At 63.8% G+C, this 20,123-nt stretch carries 19 protein-coding genes; 15 read left to right on the top strand and 4 right to left on the bottom strand.

Features of this window, described 5'->3' with window-relative positions; all coding sequences use genetic code 11:
• A partial coding sequence (locus GGQ99_RS20705) for an NAD(P)(+) transhydrogenase (Re/Si-specific) subunit beta (RefSeq protein WP_183263998.1) occupies positions 1-303 on the top strand: 303 nt, incomplete at its 5' end.
• Positions 304-373: 70 nt separating this feature from the next.
• On the opposite strand, the gene GGQ99_RS20700 is transcribed toward GGQ99_RS20705, so the two are convergent.
• Genes GGQ99_RS20700 through GGQ99_RS20690 form a run of 3 tightly spaced genes read right to left on the bottom strand, consistent with a single transcriptional unit; the run spans position 374 to position 3,076 of the window.
• On the bottom strand, positions 374-1,492 hold the full coding sequence (locus GGQ99_RS20700; RefSeq protein WP_183263997.1) for a pyridoxal phosphate-dependent aminotransferase: 1,119 nt from the start codon (positions 1,490-1,492) through the stop codon (positions 374-376).
• A 31-nt stretch (positions 1,493-1,523) separates the two neighbouring features.
• Positions 1,524-2,120: a TetR/AcrR family transcriptional regulator gene (locus tag GGQ99_RS20695; RefSeq protein WP_183263996.1), complete on the bottom strand. Its 597-nt coding sequence runs from the start codon at positions 2,118-2,120 to the stop codon at positions 1,524-1,526.
• 14 nt (positions 2,121-2,134) lie between these two features.
• Complete coding sequence (locus GGQ99_RS20690; protein ID WP_183263995.1) at positions 2,135-3,076, bottom strand: nucleoside hydrolase; 942 nt, start codon at positions 3,074-3,076, stop codon at positions 2,135-2,137.
• 134 nt (positions 3,077-3,210) lie between these two features.
• Here GGQ99_RS20690 and GGQ99_RS20685 point away from each other — a divergent pair, with 134 nt between their 5' ends.
• The gene (locus GGQ99_RS20685; protein ID WP_183263994.1) at positions 3,211-4,536 is read left to right on the top strand and encodes an NAD(P)/FAD-dependent oxidoreductase; all 1,326 of its coding nucleotides are present in this window, start codon (positions 3,211-3,213) and stop codon (positions 4,534-4,536) included.
• A gap of 11 nt (positions 4,537-4,547) precedes the next feature.
• On the opposite strand, the gene GGQ99_RS20680 is transcribed toward GGQ99_RS20685, so the two are convergent.
• Positions 4,548-5,789, bottom strand: coding sequence for a S41 family peptidase (locus tag GGQ99_RS20680; protein WP_183264018.1), 1,242 nt, complete (start codon positions 5,787-5,789; stop codon positions 4,548-4,550).
• 299 nt (positions 5,790-6,088) lie between these two features.
• On the opposite strand from GGQ99_RS20680, the gene GGQ99_RS20675 reads away from it, so the two are divergent.
• The 13 genes from GGQ99_RS20675 to GGQ99_RS20615 all read left to right on the top strand — a co-directional run bounded on the left by GGQ99_RS20675 (position 6,089) and on the right by GGQ99_RS20615 (position 20,122).
• The gene (locus GGQ99_RS20675; protein ID WP_183263993.1) at positions 6,089-7,279 is read left to right on the top strand and encodes an aminotransferase class V-fold PLP-dependent enzyme; all 1,191 of its coding nucleotides are present in this window, start codon (positions 6,089-6,091) and stop codon (positions 7,277-7,279) included.
• A 22-nt stretch (positions 7,280-7,301) separates the two neighbouring features.
• Positions 7,302-8,267 (top strand): HpcH/HpaI aldolase/citrate lyase family protein, encoded by a 966-nt coding sequence (locus GGQ99_RS20670; protein ID WP_108610212.1) that lies wholly within the window; start codon positions 7,302-7,304, stop codon positions 8,265-8,267.
• A 13-nt stretch (positions 8,268-8,280) separates the two neighbouring features.
• Positions 8,281-9,465: a malate--CoA ligase subunit beta gene (locus tag GGQ99_RS20665; protein WP_108610213.1), complete on the top strand. Its 1,185-nt coding sequence runs from the start codon at positions 8,281-8,283 to the stop codon at positions 9,463-9,465.
• A gap of 12 nt (positions 9,466-9,477) precedes the next feature.
• Positions 9,478-10,377, top strand: a complete 900-nt coding sequence (sucD, locus tag GGQ99_RS20660; protein ID WP_108610214.1) for a succinate--CoA ligase subunit alpha — start codon at positions 9,478-9,480, stop codon at positions 10,375-10,377.
• 164 nt (positions 10,378-10,541) lie between these two features.
• Complete coding sequence (locus tag GGQ99_RS20655) at positions 10,542-11,510, top strand: 2-hydroxyacid dehydrogenase (RefSeq protein WP_183263992.1); 969 nt, start codon at positions 10,542-10,544, stop codon at positions 11,508-11,510.
• Entirely contained in the window at positions 11,510-12,811 is a 1,302-nt protein-coding gene (locus tag GGQ99_RS20650) for a glycerate kinase type-2 family protein (protein ID WP_183263991.1), read from the top strand. Before GGQ99_RS20655 ends, GGQ99_RS20650 begins: the two co-directional genes overlap by 1 nt.
• A 163-nt stretch (positions 12,812-12,974) precedes the next feature.
• Entirely contained in the window at positions 12,975-13,712 is a 738-nt protein-coding gene (locus GGQ99_RS20645) for a helix-turn-helix domain-containing protein (protein ID WP_183263990.1), read from the top strand.
• Positions 13,713-14,112: 400 nt separating this feature from the next.
• Positions 14,113-15,009 (top strand): class II glutamine amidotransferase, encoded by an 897-nt coding sequence (locus tag GGQ99_RS20640; protein WP_108610218.1) that lies wholly within the window; start codon positions 14,113-14,115, stop codon positions 15,007-15,009.
• 4 nt (positions 15,010-15,013) lie between these two features.
• On the top strand, positions 15,014-15,751 hold the full coding sequence (locus tag GGQ99_RS20635; protein WP_108610219.1) for a GltB/FmdC/FwdC-like GXGXG domain-containing protein: 738 nt from the start codon (positions 15,014-15,016) through the stop codon (positions 15,749-15,751).
• Positions 15,752-15,759: 8 nt separating this feature from the next.
• A complete protein-coding gene (locus tag GGQ99_RS20630) occupies positions 15,760-17,088 on the top strand; it encodes an FMN-binding glutamate synthase family protein (RefSeq protein ID WP_055976086.1) in 1,329 nt (442 codons plus the stop codon).
• A gap of 29 nt (positions 17,089-17,117) precedes the next feature.
• A complete protein-coding gene (gene glnT / locus GGQ99_RS20625) occupies positions 17,118-18,461 on the top strand; it encodes a type III glutamate--ammonia ligase (protein WP_108610220.1) in 1,344 nt (447 codons plus the stop codon).
• A gap of 82 nt (positions 18,462-18,543) precedes the next feature.
• A complete protein-coding gene (locus GGQ99_RS20620; RefSeq protein WP_108610221.1) occupies positions 18,544-19,797 on the top strand; it encodes a sarcosine oxidase subunit beta family protein in 1,254 nt (417 codons plus the stop codon).
• A gap of 16 nt (positions 19,798-19,813) precedes the next feature.
• Positions 19,814-20,122 (top strand): sarcosine oxidase subunit delta, encoded by a 309-nt coding sequence (locus GGQ99_RS20615; protein WP_108610222.1) that lies wholly within the window; start codon positions 19,814-19,816, stop codon positions 20,120-20,122.
• The last annotated feature ends 1 nt before the right edge of the window (position 20,123 follow it).

The raw sequence follows: 20,123 nt of genomic DNA, 5'->3' as shown, positions 1-20,123 counted from the left end.
CCTTACGACGAGGTCTTCGAGCTCGAAGACATCAACTCAGAGTTCGCCCAGGCCGACGTCGCCTATGTCATCGGCGCCAACGACGTCACCAACCCGTCGGCACGCGATGACAAGAACAGCCCGATCTACGGCATGCCGATCCTCGACGTCGACAAGGCGCGCACCTGCCTGTTCGTCAAGCGCAGCCTCGGCTCCGGCTACGCCGGCATCGACAACACGCTGTTCTACAAGGACGGCACCATGATGCTGCTCGGCGACGCCAAGAAGATGACCGAAGAAATCGTCAAGGCCATGGACCACTGAGCCAGCTCAGCAGCCACAACCGACAATAATGACGAAAAAAGCCCGGCCCAGAAGCCGGGCTTTTTCGTGCTTATGCCCCGGCGGCCAGGCGCTCGCCGTTTGCGGCGCGGACCTCGACGCGGAGCAGGCCGAGCATTTCATCGAGATCGGCGCGGTCGGCAATCGAGATGCGCAGCCATTCCGGCAGGCCGTAATCCTCGTTGGAGCGGATGATGAAGCCCTGCTTCGCCAGCCGTGCCACAGTCGCCTGCGCCCAGCCCGCTGCCGCGCCGGGCAAGCGGACGAAAGCGAAGTTCGCAGCACTTGGCGAGATCTCGAAACCGAGCGTGCGCAGCTCCCTTTCGAGATAGTCGCGTTCCTCGGCGGTGCGGGCGCGGACATGCTGGATGAAATCCTGTTCGCCGACGGCAACCGTCGCCGCCACCTGGGCCAGGCCGTTGACGTTGCCGATGCCGCGCACGTTGTTCAGTGCGGCGACGACCTCCGGATAGGCATAGGCCCAGCCGGCGCGGGCGGACGCCAGTCCGTAGGCCTTGGAGAAGGTGCGGGTGACGATGACGTTCGGGTGGCGGTCGGCGATCTCGAAGGTTGCGACGGCCTCGGCCGGATCGACATATTCGGCGTAGGCCGCATCGAGCACCAGCACGACATGCGACGGCAGTTCGCGCGCCAGGCGTGCCACTTCGTCCATGGGGACCACCGAGCCGGTCGGGTTGTTGGGGTTGGCGAGGAAGATGACGCGGGTCGCCGGCGTGACGGCGGCCAGGAGCGCATCGACGTCGACCGAAAAGTCAGGTCCGAGCGGCGCTTCGAGCGCCTTGGCGCCGAGGCGATAGGCGACGATGGCGAACTGCAGGAACGAATAGGCCGGGAACAGGATCTCGTCGCCGGCACGGGCATAGACGCGGCCGACGGCGTCGAGCAGCTCTTCCGAGCCGTTGCCGCAGACGATGCGGGCCGGATCGAGGTTGAACTGCTTGCCGATGGCCGCGCGCATGGTGCCGCAGCCCGGATCGGCATAGCGGTAGACCTGGGGTGCTGCCTCGCGGATGGCGTCGACCACACCCGGCGCAGCACCGAGCCAGCTTTCGTTGAGCCCGAGATTGACGACGCGCGACGCACCCGACGTGTCGATCTTCTTGACGACGGTCAGGGTCCGCGCGGACAGATAGGGCACAGGCAGGGACATTTCGTTTCCTCGGTTCATGCCGATGGCTCCGTCATTCGGAGCCGATCAGGATCTTGGTGTAGAGAGAGCGGAAGCGCCTGCGGTCTGCTGGCGGTTCCTTGAAGTGGGTGGCGTAGTAGCCGATCTGCTGGAAGTAGGTGATGCGGGCGCGGATCAGGCTTTCGTCATCGTCGTAACCCATGGCCGCAAACGCGCGGACGAGCAGCGCCATGCGAAAATCGTCCTGGGCCTGCACCTTGCGGGCAATCACGGCCGAACTGCGTGCCCAGTCGCGGATGGCGAGGTCGAGGCGCGGGCTGAACGGATCCTCGCTGATCCACACCCCGGTCACAGCGTCGAAATAGGCAGGGCCGTCGATGACCTCCTGGTCGATCAGCGCCTCGAACGGCTTGCAATTGCGTTGCCGCCATTGCTCGAGAAGGCTGTCGAGCAGGTCCTTCAGGTTCTTGAAGTGGAAGTAGAAGCTGCCGCGCGTGACCTTCAATTGCCTGGACAGGTGGTCGATCTTGACGTTGGCGATGCCCTTCTTCTCAAGCGTGGCGATCGCTGCGGCGATCCACGCCTCGCGCGACAGCGTTTTCCGCGCCGCAGGCTTGGCCGGTCGTTCAGAGATTGCGCTGCTTTTCATGGCTCATCGCCTGCTCAGGGAAGGTTGCCGAAGCGCTCCAGCATCAGCGCAAAGAAGCCGTCGGCGTCGATGCGGCGCAGCACGTTACAGTTCTTGCGCCGGCCGGTGACGTGCCACCAGTCGACCACGGTCATGCCGATGGTCTCCGGCGACATCAGCTCGATGGTGACGTTGCACTGCTTCTGCTCGTAGAGATGCGGCGCCAGCAGATAGCCGGTCACGCAGGCATCGTGGATCGGGCGGGCTTCAGTGGCGAACTTGTGCGAGCCGTACTGGCGATAGAAGTCGGCCATGTTGGCGGCCTCGATGGCCGAGCGCGTGCCGAGCGCGCGCAACTGCTGCAGCCATTCCGGCGTCATCTGGGCGGTGTAGGTGCAGTCGATGCCGGCCATGGTAACCGGCACGCCGGAATCGAACACGACGGCGGCTGCGTGCGGGTCGACCCAGATGTTGAATTCGGCGGCCGGCGTCGCGTTGCCGCCCTCGAAGAAGCCGCCGCCCATCAGCACGACTTCGCGGATGCGCGGGATGATGCGTGGCTCCATCACCATGGCCATGCCGAGATTGGTCATCGGCCCGAGCGTGCAGACGGTGATCTCGCCTTCAGGAGCGGCCATCAGCGCGTCGACGAGGAAGTTGACGGCGTGCTTGTCCTGCAATGGCCGGCTTGGTTCGGGCAGGACGCAGCCGTCGATGCCGGTCGGGCCATGGACATATTCGGCGGTCTTGAGCGCCTTGACCATCGGCCGCGAGCAGCCGGCATAGACCGGCACGTCCGAACGGCCGGCGAGTTCTGCGATCTGCAGCGCGTTGCGCGAGGTCAGCGCCAGGGGCACGTTGCCGCCGACGGTGGTCAGCGCCACCACCTCCAGCTCTGGCGAGCCGAGCGCGAAAAGGATGGCGAAGGCGTCGTCCTGGCCGGGGTCGGTGTCGATGATGATCTTGCGTGGCGACATGGCACTTTCCCCCGGTTCGATCGCCGGGTAGCCTCCGGCGGCATTGCAAGAATTCGAGCGTCATGCATACAGTACTGTATGTTATTTTCAAGCCGGCACGGGACGCCTCCCGTCGGCTTATTGGAGAGAAATGAATGGGGCCTCCAGTCGATCCGGTTCCCGCTGGCGACCTCCAGCCGAAGAGCGCCGACGTGGTCATCGTCGGCGGCGGCATCATCGGCGTCAGCGCAGCGCTGTTCCTGGCGCGCAAGGGCATTTCGGTCGTCGTTTGCGAGAAGGGCCATGTCGCCGGCGAGCAGTCGAGCCGCAACTGGGGCTGGTGCCGGCGCATGGGCCGAGATCCGCGCGAACTGCCACTGATCGTCGAGGCGATGAAGATATGGGGCGGCATCGAGGAACTGGTCGGCGAGGACGTAGGCTTTCGCCGCACGGGCATCCTCTATCTCTGCCAGGACGAGAGCGACGTCGAGCATCATTCCGACTGGCTGAAGAGCGCTGGCGACTATGGCCTCGACACCAGGATGATCGAGGGCAGGGCACTGGCCGATCTCATGCCCGGCGCGCAGAAGACATTCCGTGCGGCACTGCATACGCCGAGCGACGGGCGGGCCGAACCGCAAAAGGCGGCCCCCGCGATCGCGCGTGCCGCCCAACGCGTCGGCGCCCGTATCCTGCTGCGCTGTGCCGTGCGCGAGATCGAGACCGAAGGCGGCCGTGTCTCGGGCGTCGTCACCGAGAACGGCCCGATCCGTGCCGGAACCGTGGTTGTCGCGGCAGGTGCGTGGTCGAGCACGTTGTGCCGCTCACTCGGCATTCGCCTGCCGCAACTTGCCGTTCGCTCGTCGGTGATGCGCACCGGTCCGGTCGAAGGCGGCCCGGACGGTGCGGCCTGGACGGAAGGTTTTGCCTACCGCAAGCGGCTCGACGGCGGCTACACCATTGCCAATGGCATGATCAGCTATCACCATGTCTCGCCGGACAGCTTCCGCTATTTCGCCGACTTCCTGCCGATCCTGTCGCGCGAATGGCGCTCGATCGGTCTGCGTTTCGGCGATATTCTCGGTGGTCCCTTTGGGCTTTCGCCCAAGCTGGAAGGCGAAGGCAGCGTCTACGAGCGCAATCGTACGCTCGATCCCGCTCCGGCGGTTGCTCCGCTGGAGCGTGCCCGCGCCAACATGGAGAAGGTCTTTCCGGCATTGAAAGGAGTACCCACGCTGCAGCGCTGGGCCGGCTTCATCGATGCCACGCCCGATGCGGTGCCTGTCATCTCCCCGGTCAACTCGCTGCCGGGACTGGTGATCGCCACAGGTTTTTCCGGGCATGGCTTCGGCATCGGCCCGGCCGCGGGACGGTTGGCGGCCGACCTCGTCACCGGCAAGACGCCATTGGTGGACCCCACGGCCTTCCGCTACGAGCGCTTCATCGACGGCACGAAACATCGCCCGACCACGGGCGTGTGACACCGGCTGGATCAGCCGCCGGCAAGGATGCGAAGCATCTGTTCCAGCGCGGCGTCGCGCTGCGGGTCCCGGCCCGCAGCATAAGGCAGGCTGAACGCCACCGGAATGTCTGGCTCGACGCCGCGCCCTTCGAGCCGCACGTCGTCGCCGATGACGGCATCCGAGACCGCCACTTCGAGCAGGCTGTCGTCTGGTAACAGATAGGCACGGCCGGCCAGCAACGCGCCGGCCGTCCGGGAGCCGACGAGCGGAATGCCATTGGTCTTCAGCGCATAGGCGAAGAATTCCAGTCCGCTCCGCGCGCCTTCGTCGATGATGGCGACGACGGGACGCCGCCAGCGTACATTGGCAAGCGTCGCCTCACCGTCGCGCTGGATGAGCCGGAACGTCGGCGTGTCGCCGACGAACAGCTCCGCCGCATCGGAGGGGCCGCCACCCCAGCGGCCGCGTAGGTCGACGATCAGCCCGTCGGCGTGCTTGAGGCGTCCGGCAGCAAGCTCGCGGGCGACGATGTCCAGGCCATCGGGCGCCGAAAGCGTCCACAGCCTGACATAGCCGATGCGCTTACCGTTGCGCTTGGTCACGGTCACGCTGTCTTCGATCGCTTTCTCGAACATCCGCAGCGGGCGCAGCCGCTCCACCGCGACCTTCAGGGCCACGGGATCCGTGCCGGTGCTTCGTCGTATCCGCACGTCCACGGTGCGCCCGATCTTGTCGCGGAACGAGCCGATCTCATGATAGGGCGCGCCATCCACAGACAGGACTTCATCGCCGACCAGAATGCCGGCCCGGACCGCCGGCGAACCATCATAGACATCGCTGACGAATAGGGAGCCGCTGGCCGGTTGCGCGATCATGCCGATGCCGGGGTAGCTGACCTCGCCATCAGGCGGAAACAGCCGCCGCAGATCGTTGCGGATCGCAAAGCGGAAGATGTCGGCGAGTTCGAAATAGGCGATCGTGTCGGGCTGGAAACGTCCGGTATGGGATGCGCGGAGGCTGGCAAGCACCGCATCGATCGCCTCGTCGACGCGGATGCTCGGCGTGTCGGCATCAAGCGGCGCATTCGCGATCTCTTGTTTCACGGTGGCTCGGAACCGCTCGAGTGCCGACGCGTCATGGTGATGGTCGATCACCAGATCGACGGCGCGGTCGAACACCGGCTGGCCAGAACGCAGCGGGTCGTCCGCCAGCGCATGCGGAACCTGGAGAGTGAGCCAGGCGGTCGCTACGAAGAAGGTAATTGCCTTCATATCCACGGGCCGGTCCGTTTTCGTCATTTGTGTCATTATCAGACCGAACCGAGACCGGAACGAGCCCTTCGATGACAACATTCCGTGAGCCGGCAATGTGCGCGGGCCATCGTGACGCCGGGTAGGGTCCAGCCTATCCGATAGGACGCCGGCGCATCTGAAAGAGTAGGCGCCACCCAACGCCCCAAGGTCCGCGAATCTATCCCGACAGGTGTTGTGAGCGATCGGGGCAAAACCGATCATCCTTCCGAAAGCCACAGACAGGCACCACGCCGCAACATTCTCCGGGAGGACTTTTCATGGCCGGCTTCAATCAGCTTTTCGTTCCAGGACCGACCAACGTTCCGGAGACCGTCCGGCAGGCGATGAACATGCCGATGGAGGACATGCGCGCACCGGATTATCCGAGCTTCACGCGCGGCCTCTTCACTGACCTGATGAAGGTCTTCCGCAACGAGACCGGTCGTGCCTTCATCTTCCCGTCTTCGGGCACCGGCGCCTGGGAATCGGCGATCACGAACACGCTTAGCCCCGGCGACCGCGTGCTGATGTCGCGCTTCGGCCAGTTCTCGCATCTGTGGGTCGACATGGCCGAGCGCTTCGGCCTCGACGTCGACGTTGTCGATGCCGAGTGGGGCACGGGCGTTCCGGTCGAGATCTATGCCGAGCGCCTCGCCAAGGACAAGGAACACCGCATCAAGGCGGTCTTCGTTACACACAATGAAACCGCGACCGGCGTCACCAGCGATGTCGGCGCGGTGCGCGCTGCACTCAATGCCGCCAAGCACCCCGCACTTCTGTTCGTCGACGGTGTCTCGTCGGTCGGTTCGATCGATTTCCGCCAGGAAGAATGGGGCGTCGACTGCGCCGTTTCCGGCTCGCAGAAGGGCTTCATGCTGCCGCCCGGCCTCGGCTTCCTGTCGGTCAGCCAGAAGGCATTGGACGCTGCCAAGGCCGCGAAGTTCAGCCGCTGCTACTTCTCCTTCGAGGACCAGATCCGCGCCAACGACACCGGCTATTTCCCCTACACCCCTGCAGTGCAACTGCTGCGCGGCCTGCGCGCTGCCCTCGACCTGATCCAGGAAGAAGGCCTCGACAACATCTTCGAGCGTCATAACCGCCTGGCAACTGGCGTGCGCAAGGCGGTCGATGCTTGGGGCCTGCGTGTCTGCGCCAAGGAAGCCAAGTGGAACTCCGACACCGTCAGCGCTATCCTGGTTCCCGAAGGCATCGACAGCGCCGACGTCGTCCGTCGCGCCTTCCACGGCTACCAGACCTCGCTCGGCGTCGGTCTCAGCAAGGTCGCCGGCAAGGTGTTCCGCATCGGCCATCTCGGCTGGGTCAACGAAGTTATGATGTGCGGTGCGATTTCGGCGGCCGAGATGTCGCTGCGCGACTGCGGCGTCAAGGTCCAGCCGGGTTCCGGTGTCGGTGCTGCCCTTGAGCACTACCGCCTGTCGGCCCAGCCGGCCGTCGCCAAAGCAGCCTGACGCAGAACCGGGAGGAAACAGAATGAGCCATACACTCCACCATCTGCGCAAGCTTCGCTTGCAGCGCAGCGAACTCGCAGTACCGGGCTCAAACCCGGAGATGATCCGCAAGGCGGCCGACGGTGAAGCCGACTACATCTTCCTCGACATCGAGGATGCGGTGGCACCGCCGGACAAGGAGCGGGCGCGTAAGAACATCATCCAGGCGCTCAACGAGATCGACTGGCGCGCCAAGGGCAAGACCATTTCGGTCCGCATCAACGGCCTCGACACCCATTACATGTACCGCGACGTGGTCGACGTGATGGAACAGGCCGGCGACAAGCTCGACACCATCCTGGTACCTAAGGTCGGCGTTCCCGCCGACCTCTACATGGTCGACGCCATGGTCAGCCAGATCGAGACGGCCAAGGGTTTCAAGACCCGTGTCGGTCTGGAAGCTCTGATCGAGACGGCGCTTGGCATGGCCAATGTCGAGGCGATCGCTGCTTATGGCGGCCGTCTCGAGGCGATGCATTTCGGCGTTGCCGACTATGCCGCAAGCTGCAAGGCGCGCACCGTCAGCATCGGCGGCCTCAACCCCGACTATCCCGGTGACCAGTGGCACGCCGCCCTGTCGCGCATGACGGTTGCCTGCCGTGCCTATGGCCTGCGCCCGATCGACGGCCCGTTTGGCGATTTCTCCGATCCAGAAGGCTACATCGCCGGTGCAAAACGTGCCGCAGCGCTCGGCATCGAAGGCAAGTGGGCCATCCACCCCTCGCAGATCGAGCTGGCGAACGCCGTGTTCTCGCCGCCGGAAAAGGAAGTCACCCGCGCGCGCCGCATCATCGAAGTGCTCAAGGAAGCCGAAGAACAGGGCAAGGGCGCTGCCGCTCTCGACGGCAAGATGATCGACGCAGCATCCGAACGCATGGCACGCAATGTGCTGGTCATGCACGAGGCAATCGAGCAGTCGGCGCGGTCGCGCACGAGCCTGCCAAACTGAGGAGGAGTTTGACATGGATATTCATGAATATCAGGCCAAGGAACTGCTCTCGCGCTATTCGGTGCAGATCCCGCGCGGTGGACTTGCCTACAGCCCCGAGCAGGCGACCTATCGCGCCAGCGAGATCGGCGGCGGCAAGTGGGTTGTAAAGGCGCAGATCCATTCCGGTGCCCGCGGCAAGGCCGGCGGCATCCGCATCTGCAGCTCCGACAACGAAGTATCGGAAGCAGCAGAGTCGATGCTCGGCCGCAAGCTGGTGACGCATCAGACCGGCCCCAAGGGCAAGCTGGTGTCGCGCCTTTATGTCGAGGAAACCGTCGACATCCGCCAGGAGCTCTATCTCGGCATCGTGCTCGATCGTAAGTCGGAGCGCGTCATGATCGTGGCTTCGGCTTCCGGCGGCATGGAGATCGAGGAGATTGCCGAAAAGCAGCCCGACTCGATCATCCGGGCCATTGTCGATCCGGGCGCGGGCATGCAGCAGTTCCAGGCACGCGAGATCGCCTTCGGCCTCGGGCTTGAGAACAGCCTCATCGGCAAGGCCGTCGACACGCTGCTCGGCTGCTACCGCGTCTTCCGCGATTTCGACGCCTCGATGCTCGAGATCAATCCGCTGGTGATCACCCGCGACGGTAACCTGATCGCGCTCGACGCCAAGATGTCGTTCGACGAAAACGCGCTGTTCCGCCGCGCCGAGATCTCGGAATTGCGCGACAAGTCGCAGGAAGACCCGCGCGAAACCTTCGCCAGCGACCGCGGCCTCTCCTATGTCGGCCTCGACGGCAACATCGGCTGCATCATCAATGGTGCCGGCCTGGCCATGGCAACCATGGACATGATCAAGATCGCAGGCGGCGAGCCGGCGAACTTCCTCGACATCGGTGGCGGTGCCTCGCCGGAGCGTGTCGCCAAGGCTTTCCGCGCCGTGCTTGCCGACAAGAACATCGAGACCATCCTCGTCAACATCTTCGCCGGCATCAACCGCTGCGACTGGGTGGCCGAGGGCGTCATCAAGGCGATCCGCGAAGTTGGCGTCAAGGTGCCGCTGGTCGTGCGGCTCGCCGGAACCAATGTGGAGGAGGGCCGGCGCATCCTGGCCGAGTCGGGCGAAAAGGTGATCATCGCCGACACGCTCGCCGAGGCGGCCGAGAAATCGGTCGAAGCGATGCGCGCCTATTCGAAATCAAAAAAGAACTAAAGGGAGGTCGAAATGGCAGTTCTATTGAATCGCCGGACGCGCGTTATCGTCCAGGGTCTGACCGGCAAGATCGGCTCATTCCATGCCGACGACATGAAGCGCTACGGCACCAACGTGGTTGGCGGCGTCACTCCCGGCAAGGGCGGACTTGTCCACCAGGGCATCCCGGTCTTCAATACGGTCAGGGGCGCGGTGCGCGAGACCGGGGCCGAAGCCTCCATCGTGTTCGTGCCGCCACCCTTTGCGGCGGACTCGATCATGGAAGCGGCCGATGCAGGCCTCAAGCTCTGCGTCTGCATCACTGACGGCATCCCCTCTCAGGACATGATGCGGGTCAAGCGCTACATGCGCCGGTTCCGCTATGAAGACCGCATGCGCCTCGTCGGTCCGAACTGCGCCGGCGTCATCACGCCGGGCCAGGCGCTGATGGGCATCATGCCCGGCAACATCTACCTGCCGGGCCGCGTCGGCATCGTCGGCCGCTCGGGCACCCTCGGCTACGAGGCGGCCTCGCAGATGAAGGCGCTCGGCATCGGCGTTTCGACCTCGGTCGGCATCGGCGGCGACCCCATCAACGGCTCGTCCTTCAAGGACATCCTCAAGCTGTTCGAGGACGATCCCGACACCGACGCCGTGGTGATGATCGGCGAGATCGGCGGTCCGCAGGAAGCCGAGGCCGCCGAATGGGCCAGGCACAACATGCGCAAGCCGCTGATCGCCTACATCGCCGGCCTATCGGCGCCGAAGGGCAAGCGTATGGGCCATGCTGGCGCCATCATCTCGGCCTTCGGCGAATCCGCTCAGGAAAAGGTCGAGATCCTGCGCGACGCCGGCGTGACCATCGTGCCGACCCCGGCCGCCTTTGGCCCGACGGTTCAGGGCGTGCTCGAGCAACAGAAGAAGGCCGCCTGACCCGGCCTTCGGGGAGCCGGCGCCGACCGGCTCCCTTTTCTCGCATCGGCCCGAAATCGGTCTCGATTTTCAGGCGCGACGATGCGTAACCTATGTGGTGCTGGATCGTCCTCTGCGCGTCCCTTCGGACGGGCGGCGCTCCAAGGCAAGACCAAGGAATTGAAATGAAACCTCGCGTTATCGTCACGCGGCGCTGGCCCGCGGCAGTCGAACAGATCCTGGCGGAGCGGTTCGACACGACCTTCAATCAGGGCGACGCCCCGCTGGGCTCGACCGAGCTCAAGGCAGCGTTCCTGAATTTTGACGCGATTCTGCCGACCGTCAGCGACAAATTGCCGGCGACGGTATTTCCCGACGCCGATGTCCGTACCAAGATCCTCGCCAATTTCGGTGTCGGCTTCAGCCATATCGACACCGACGCCGCGCAGGCCCGTGGTATCGTCGTGACGAACACACCCGGCGTATTGACCGACTGCACCGCCGACATCGGCATGAGCCTCCTGCTTTCGGTCGCCCGGCGGGCAGGCGAGGGCGAGCGCCAGGTACGCGCCGGCCAATGGGCAGGATGGTGCCCGACGCACATGATCGGCGCCAAGGTTACCGGCAAGACGATCGGCATCATCGGCATGGGCCGCATCGGCAAGGCGATGGCCAAGCGCGCGCATTTCGGCTTCGACATGGATGTCGTCTTCTACAATCGCTCGAAGGTCGACGACGAGGAAACCCGCGCCATGGGCGCAAGACAGCTGGCCTCTATCGAGGACGTGCTGGCACAGGCCGACTTCGTCTCGCTGCATTGCCCGGGTGGAGCCGAGAACCGGCACTTGATCAATGCGGAACGCCTCGCAGCCATGAAACGCGGCGGGTTCCTGATCAACACGGCGCGCGGCGACGTCGTCGACCAGAAAGCGCTGGTCGTGGCCCTCGACAGCGGCCAGATCGCGGGTGCCGGCCTCGACGTCTATGACGGCGAACCGGATGTGCCCGGTGCATTGATGCGTATGGAAAATGTGGTGCTGTTGCCGCATCTTGGTAGCGCCACGGAAGAAACCCGCGTGGCCATGGGCATGAAGGCGGTGGACAACCTGACCGCCTTCTTCGAGGGCCGCGCCTTACCCGACAAGGTGGTGTGATGTATCTCGACTGCTCGGTATCGGCACTGGTCAAGCTTCGCGCGCAGGCAATGGCCCTGTTTCGCGAAGGCATCGCAGCGTCGGATCCCGAGCAGGCGGTCATCGCGGCGCTTGAAACGAGACTGGACGACATCGCGGCGGCAAGACGGGTGATCCTGATCGCCTTCGGCAAGGCGGCATGCCCGATGGCACGCGCCGCGCTGCCTTTCATCACGGACAAGCTGTTTTCCGCCTGCGCGGTGACCAATCTCGAGAACCATGCCGAGATCGACGGTGTCGAGGTCATTGCCGGAGGCCATCCTCTTCCCGACGCAGGCAGCATCAGGGGCGCCGAGGCGATCGAACGTGCGGCCCGTTCGGCCGAACCGGGCGACCTGGTCCTGGTGCTGGTCAGCGGCGGCGGTTCGGCGCTCACCTGCGCTCCGGCGGCGGGCATTGGACTTGCCGACAAGATTGAACTCAACGACACGCTGATCCGCTGCGGCGCCGATATCAGCGAGATCAATGCGGTCCGGCAGCTGTTTTCGCGGCTCAAGGGCGGGCGCCTGGCACAGCTCGCTTCGCGCACCAAGATGCTCTCTCTCATTCTGTCGGATGTACCGGGCGACGATGTCGGCACCATCGCCAGCGGCCCGACGGCCCGCCCGTCGGCCACCCAGGCGGACGCTATCGACATTCTCGGTCGCTACGGCCTGATCAAGACATTGTCGCCGGCGCTGAAGTCGCATCTCGACTTCGTCCTCGAAAACGAACAGCCGGCGTCGACCTTCGAGCATGTCGAAAACATCGTCATCGGCTCCAACGGCATCAGTCTGCAGCGGGTGATGAACAGCGCCGGCACCAATTATCCGGTCGTCGTCAAGGCGGATGACTGGCTGAGCGGCGACGTCTCCGATGTCGCCAAGACGCTGCACCGGATGGCTGTGTTCGCAGCCAGCCAGCGCGGTCCGGTGGCAATCGTCGCCGGCGGAGAGCCGACGGTGCGTGTCGCCGGTAACGGCAAGGGCGGCCGCAACCAGGAACTGGCGCTGCGTTTTGCGCTTCTCAACGAATGGACGTCGATCAAGCGCCCCTGGGTCTTCCTGAGCGGTGGCACGGACGGACGCGACGGCCCGACCGATGCGGCGGGTGCGATCGTCGATGCCGGATCGACCACATGGATGCGCAAGCTGGGATGCAACCCCGTGGCACTGCTGCAGAACAACGATTCCTACCATGCGCTGGCGTCATCCGGCGACCTGGTGATGACCGGCGCCACCGGCACCAATGTCGCCGACCTGCAAATACTTCTGATGCAGTAGCGGTAACTGTCCCGGCCAACCCGCACGAAGTTGAACTCTCGGCCAATTACTGTCCTGGCGACTCCATTCGGTGGACTGCAGCCTTTACACCTGTTGTGCATTTTGCCTAAAATGTTTACTCTCGGTGAAATAGATTCAGCGAGCAGGAGCAGACGGCATCGACATGACGAAGGCCAAGCCAGCGGAAAAGCACGGACACTCGAAGAAGAATGGCAAGGCCCTGTCGGCAGCCATACCGGCGGTTGCGGCCAAATCAGCGCTGTCGCGCGTCTCGCCGCTGTCTCAGGATCCGCATGCGACGCGCGATACCCGGGAAAAGGTGCTGGAGGTGGCGATCGGCCACGAGGTCCGCGCCTTCCGTAAGAAGCTCGGCATCACGGTTGCCGATCTTGCTTCGGCCACCGATATCTCGCTCGGCATGTTGTCCAAGATCGAGAACGGCATCACCTCGCCATCGTTGACGACGCTACAGGCGCTTTCCCGCGCGCTCGGCGTCCCGGTCACCGCCTTCTTCCGCCGCTTCGAGGAAGAGAGAAACGCCGTGTTCGTCAAGGCCAACGAAGGGGTCGACGTCGAACGCCGCGGCACCCGCGCCGGACACCAATATACGTTGCTTGGCCATATCGGTTCGGACACGTCAGGCGTAACGGTCGAACCATATTTGATCACGCTGTCGGAAGACTCTGATGTCTTCCCGACATTCCAGCATGATGGCATGGAGTTTCTCTACATGCTGGAGGGCGAGGTCGTTTATCGCCACAGCAACAACCTCTACCGCATGACTCCGGGTGACAGCTTGTTCTTCGATGCCGATGCGCCGCACGGCCCGGAAGAACTGACCCATTTGCCGATCAAATATCTGTCGATCATCTCTTATCCACGCGGTCGCGGCAGCGACTAGCTCTCGGGCAGGGGCGAGCTTTGGCGCTCGCCCTTCGGCTTAACCACCTGCATCCATGATTTCTGGCGGCTGGCCCAAGGCCGGCTCGACCGTGCGCAGCCTCGAAAAAAATGCGCCGGCGCGGACGGTTGTACGCCCTCGGATGTCCGAAAAATCGGCAATGAAGCCCGGCGAGCGCGGCCTCAACTTCTGAAATTCAAGTCGTCCACGGTGCAATCAGCGCCGAAATTCCGCGCCGCGCGGCGAAAAACCGCGCGGGACGCTGCCCTAGCGTTAGCCGGAGTGGCCGAATTGTCGCTTTCTTGTTTTTCTACAGGAATAAAAAATTCATCACAGTTGAATTGGCCTCGGGAACCTGCTAGCTTTTGTCACAGGCAGCCAATCAGGTGAGGAAACTGGGATGTGCGGAATTGTAGGACTCTTTCTCAAGGACAAGTCGTTGGAGCCCCAATTGGGCGCGCTGCTGTCCGAAATGCTCGTAACTATGACCGATCGCGGCCCTGATAGCGCGGGCATCGCCATTTATGGCGGCGGTGCCAAGGGTCATGGCAAGATCACCATCCAGTCGGCTACCCCGGACGCAGATTTCAAGGGTCTCGACGCCGAGCTCGGCAAGAAGATCAACGCCAAGGTTTCGTCGACGGTAAAGTCCACCCATGCGGTGCTGGACGTGCCGGCCGACAAGATCGGTGAAGCCCGCGTGGCACTCGCCGAACTGCGCCCCAACGTCCGCGTCATGGGCGCTGGCGAAGCCATCGAAATCTACAAGGAAGTCGGCCTGCCGATCGAAGTGCTCAAGCGTTTCGACATTGCCTCCATGGGTGGCAGCCATGGCATCGGCCACACCCGCATGGCTACCGAATCCGCTGTCACCACGCTCGGCGCGCACCCTTTCTCGACCGGCCCGGACCAGTGCCTGGTGCACAACGGCTCGCTGTCGAACCATAACAATCTGCGCCGCGAACTGATCCGCGACGGCATGCGTTTCGAGACCGAAAACGACACCGAGGTGGCCGCCGCCTACCTGTCGTCGAAGATCGCGCATGGCCAGAATCTCGGCGAGGCGCTGGAAAGCAGCCTCAACGACCTCGACGGCTTCTTCACCTTCGTGGTCGGCACCAAGGACGGCTTCGGCGTTGTCCGCGATCCGATCTCCTGCAAGCCCGCCGTCATGGCCGAGACCGACCAGTATGTCGCTTTCGGCTCCGAATATCGCGCGCTCGCCAACCTGCCCGGCATCGAAGACGCCAAGGTCTGGGAGCCTGAGCCCTCCACCGTCTATTTCTGGGAGCACTGAGACTATGCATTCAACGAATCTTGCGACGTCCCCCCTGCACCAGGTCAACTACGCGCCGAAGGTGTTCGATCTTTCGAAGAACACGCTGCGCGAGTTCAACCAGGCGCTGCATGAGGTGAAGGACGCTTCCACCGAGCCGAACTGGGAAGTCATCAACCCGAAGGGCAGCCATGCGGTTGCCGTCGGCGCCGAGCACCCGATCTCGATCGATGTGCAGGGCAGCGTCGGCTACTATTGCGGCGGCATGAACCAGCTGTCGACGATCACCGTGCATGGCTCGGCCGGCCCGGGCGTCGGTGAAAACATGATGTCGGGCACCATCGTCGTGAAGGGCGACGCCAGCCAGTACGCCGGCGCCACCGGTCGCGGCGGCCTGCTGGTCATCGAAGGCAACGCTTCGTCGCGTTGCGGTATCTCGATGAAGGGCATCAACATCGTCGTTCGCGGCAACATCGGCCACATGTCGGCCTTCATGGCGCAGTCCGGCAACCTCGTGGTGCTCGGCGATGCCGGCGACGCGCTCGGCGACTCGATCTACGAAGCCCGCCTGTTCGTTCGCGGCTCGGTCAAGAGCCTCGGCGCTGACTGCATCAAGAAGGAATTGCGCCCCGAGCACATCGCGATCCTGCAGGATCTGCTCGACCGCGCCGGCATCACCGACGTGAAGCCGGAAGAGTTCTCGCGCTACGGTTCGGCGCGCACGCTCTACAACTTCAACATCGACAACGCTGACGCATACTGAGGAACAAAATGAGCTATCACAATCCTCCGACGACGCCACGCAAGTCGGCCACGTTCGATGAATACGCAATGTCCGAAATCCGTCGCGCCGCAGCGACGGGCATCTACGACATCCGCGGCTCCGGTGCCAAACGCAAGGTCCCGCACTTCGACGACCTGCTGTTCCTCGGCGCTTCGATCTCGCGCTATCCGCTCGAAGGCTATCGCGAAAAGTGCGACACCTCGGTCGTATTGGGCACGCGTTTCGCCAAGAAGCCGATCGAGCTGAAGATCCCGATCACCGTCGCCGGCATGAGCTTCGGCTCGCTGTCGGGCCCGGCCAAGGAAGCCCTCGGCCGCGGCGCAACGCTTTCCGGCACCTCGACCACCACCGGTGACGGCGGCATGACCGAGGAAGAGCGCGGCCACTCCAAGCACCTGGTTTACCAATACCTGCCGTCGCGTTACGGCATGAACCCGCGCGACCTGCGTCGTGCCGACGCCATCGAAATCGTTGTCGGCCAGGGCGCCAAGCCGGGCGGCGGCGGCATGCTTCTCGGCCAGAAGATTTCCGACCGCGTCGCCGAGATGCGCACCCTGCCCAAGGGCATCGACCAGCGTTCGGCCTGCCGTCACCCCGACTGGACCGGTCCTGACGATCTCGAGATCAAGATCCTTGAAATCCGCGAGATCACCGACTGGCAAAAGCCGATCTACGTCAAGATTGGTGGCGCACGCCCCTACTACGACACCGCGCTCGCAGTGAAGGCCGGCGCTGACGTCGTCGTGCTCGACGGCATGCAGGGCGGCACCGCAGCGACCCAGGAAGTGTTCATCGAGCATGTCGGCCAGCCGACGCTCGCCTGTATCCGCCCGGCAGTGAAGGCGCTTCAGGACCTCGGCATGCACCGCAAGGTTCAGCTGATCGTTTCCGGTGGCATACGCAATGGTGCCGATGTGGCCAAAGCGCTCGCCCTCGGTGCCGATGCAGTATCGGTTGGAACCGCAGCGCTGATCGCGCTGGGCGACAACGATCCGCGTTGGGAGGATGAATACCAGAAGCTCGGCACCACTGCCGGCGCTTACGACGATTGGCACGAGGGCAAGGACCCTGCCGGCATCACCACGCAGGACGTCGAGCTGATGAAGCGCGTCGATCCGATCGCGGCTGGTCGCCGTCTGGCGAACTACCTGAAGGTCATGACGCTCGAGGCACAGACTATCGCCCGTGCCTGCGGCAAAAATCATCTGCACAATCTCGAGCCTGAGGATCTCTGCGCTCTTTCGATCGAAGCTGCCGCCATGGCTGGCGTGCCGCTTGCGGGGACGAGCTGGGTACCCGGGAAGGGTCCCTTTTAAAACCACAAGGATTGGGAGGAGCATTTTACATGGGTACGGCCTTCGAAGCCAAAATCGATCAGTCGGAGGTGACTGATCTCAAAGAGTTCGCAAGGACTCGCAACATCAGATACTTCATGGTGTCGTATACTGACCTCTTCGGAGGGCAGCGCGCCAAGTTGGTGCCTGCGCAGGCTATATCGGACATGCAGAAGGACGGAGCCGGCTTTGCCGGCTTCGCGACTTGGCTGGACCTGACGCCGGCGCACCCGGATATGCTGGCTGTGCCGGATCCGATCTCGGTCATCCAGCTGCCCTGGCGTCCGGAAGTTGCCTGGCTCGCATCCGACTGCCTGATGGAAGGCAAGGGCGTGGCCCAGGCGCCGCGCAACACGCTGAAGCGCCTCGTCGCCGAAGCCGCCAAGGAAGGCATGCGCGTCAAGACCGGCGTCGAGCCGGAATTCTTCCTGACCACGCCGGATGGCAAGCAGATTGCCGACGAGTACGATACGGCGGCAAAGTCCTGCTACGACCAGCAGGCCGTGATGCGCCGCTTCGATGTCATCGCCGAAATCTGCGATGCGATGCTCGATCTCGGCTGGAAGCCCTACCAGAACGACCATGAGGACGCGAACGGCCAGTTCGAAATGAACTGGGAGTACGACGACGTCCTGCAGACTGCCGACAAGCATTCGTTCTTCAAGTTCATGGTCCGCTCGATCGCCGAAAAGCATGGCCTGCGCGCGACCTTCATGCCGAAGCCTTTCCCAGGCCTCACCGGCAGCGGCTGCCATGCCCACATTTCGGTGTGGGATCTGAGCGGCAAGAACAATGCCTTTGCCGACAAGAACATGGAGCTGGGTCTTTCCGAGAAGGGCAGGTACTTCCTCGGCGGCATCATGAAGCACGCCTCGGCACTTGCCGCGATCTGCAATCCGACCGTCAACTCCTACAAGCGCATCAACGCACCGCGCACTCTTTCGGGTGCAACCTGGGCGCCGAACACGGTGACCTGGACCGGCAACAACCGCACCCACATGGTGCGCGTGCCCGGCCCCGGCCGCTTCGAACTGCGCCTGCCCGACGGCGCTGCCAACCCGTACCTGATGCAGGCGATCATCATCGCTGCCGGCCTCAGCGGCATCCGCTCCAAGGCCGATCCCGGTCCGCGCAGCGACGTCGACATGTACCGTGAAGGCCACACCGTCACGCATGGCGCCAAGCTGCCGCTCAACCTGCTTGACGCGCTGCGCGCCTATGACGAAGACAGCGAGCTGAAAGCTGCGATGGGCGAGGAGTTCTCCGCCGCCTTCATCAAGCTCAAGCACCAGGAGTGGAACTCCTACGCGTCGCACTTCACCCAGTGGGAGCGCGACCACACGCTGGACGTCTGAGGCACAAGAACAGGCTCGGCGCCCGATCATCCAGATCGGGCGCTGCCTCGGACACACCTCACATTTCGCCGGAACACATGCGATGAAATATTCGATCTTCTCACTCGCCAAGGCAGCTTTGTCCGGTCATCAGGGCTGGACCCGGGCTTGGCGCGATCCGGCACCCAAGAGTCACTACGATGTGATCATCATCGGTGGTGGCGGCCACGGCTTGGCCACGGCCTATTTCCTCGCCAACGAGTACGGCATCCGCAATGTCGCGGTGCTCGAAAAGGGCTGGATCGGTTCCGGCAATGCCGGCCGCAACACCACCATCATCCGTTCCAACTACGGCCTTCCCGGCAATACCGGCTTCTACGAGCTTTCGATGAAGCTGTGGGAGCGCATGGAGCAGGATCTCAATTACAACGCGATGGTTAGCCAGCGCGGCATCATCAACCTCTATCACTCCGATGCCCAGCGCGACGCCTTTGCCCGCCGCGGCAACACCATGCGCATCAACGGCATCGATGCCGAACTGCTCGACGCGGTGCAGATCCGCAAGGAACTGCCGTTCCTTAATTACGACAGCCCGCGCTTCCCGATCATGGGCGGCCTGATGCAGCGCCGCGGCGGTACGGCCCGCCATGACGCAGTGGTCTGGGGTTATGCGCGCGCCGCCGACCAGCGTGGCGTCGACATTATCCAGAACTGCGAAGTCACCGGCTTCGTCCGCGACCAGAACGGCAAGGTCACCGGTGTCGAAACATCGCGCGGCAAGATCAGCGCCGGCAAGGTCGGCATGGCGGTCGCCGGCAATACCTCGCGGGTCGCCGCCATGGCCGGCATGAAGCTGCCGATCGAAAGCCACGTGCTGCAGGCCTTCGTCACCGAGGCGATCAAGCCGCTCATCCCTGGCGTCGTCACCTTCGGCGCCGGCCACTTCTATATCAGCCAGTCCGACAAGGGCGGCCTCGTCTTCGGCGGCGATCTCGACGGCTACAATTCCTACGCCCAGCGCGGCAACATGCCAGTGGTCGAGGACGTCTGCGAAGGCGGCATGGCGGTCATGCCGATGATCGGCCGCGTCCGTATGCTGCGCCAGTGGGGCGGTATCATGGACATGTCGATGGACGGCACGCCGATCATCGACAAGACGCCCATCGACGGCCTCTATCTCAACGCCGGCTGGTGCTATGGCGGCTTCAAGGCGACGCCGGCTTCCGGTCTCGTCTTTGCCCACCTGCTGGCGCGTGACGAACCGCACCCAGAAGCTGCGCGCTTCCGGCTCGACCGGTTCCGCCGCGGCGCGATGATCGACGAAAAGGGCCAAGGCGCCCAACCCAACCTGCACTGAAAGCGAGACTGGCGGAATGCGTATTGCATGTCCTTTCTGCGGCGAACGCGAGAACGGCGAGTTCACCTATCTCGGCGACGCCTCGCCCAAGCGGCCCACCTTCGCAGTCGATAGCGGCGAAAGCCCCGAGCGCGTCGAAGACGCCTTCTACGACTATGTTTATCTGCGCGACAACGTAGCCGGCTTCATGCGCGAGTACTGGTATCACGGCGGTGGCTGCCGCTCCTGGCTGATAGCCGAGCGCAACACCGTGACGCATGAATTCAGATCGGTCACGGCAGCCCCCGGCGTGGGTGCGTCCAAGCCGGTGCAGGCAGGAGAATAAA

The sequence above is a fragment of the Aminobacter niigataensis genome (genome assembly GCF_014200015.1).
In the GTDB taxonomy this organism is placed as follows: domain Bacteria; phylum Pseudomonadota; class Alphaproteobacteria; order Rhizobiales; family Rhizobiaceae; genus Aminobacter; species Aminobacter niigataensis.
Note: the sequence above shows the minus strand (reverse complement) of the source record. Positions and strands in the feature narration are given on the sequence as shown.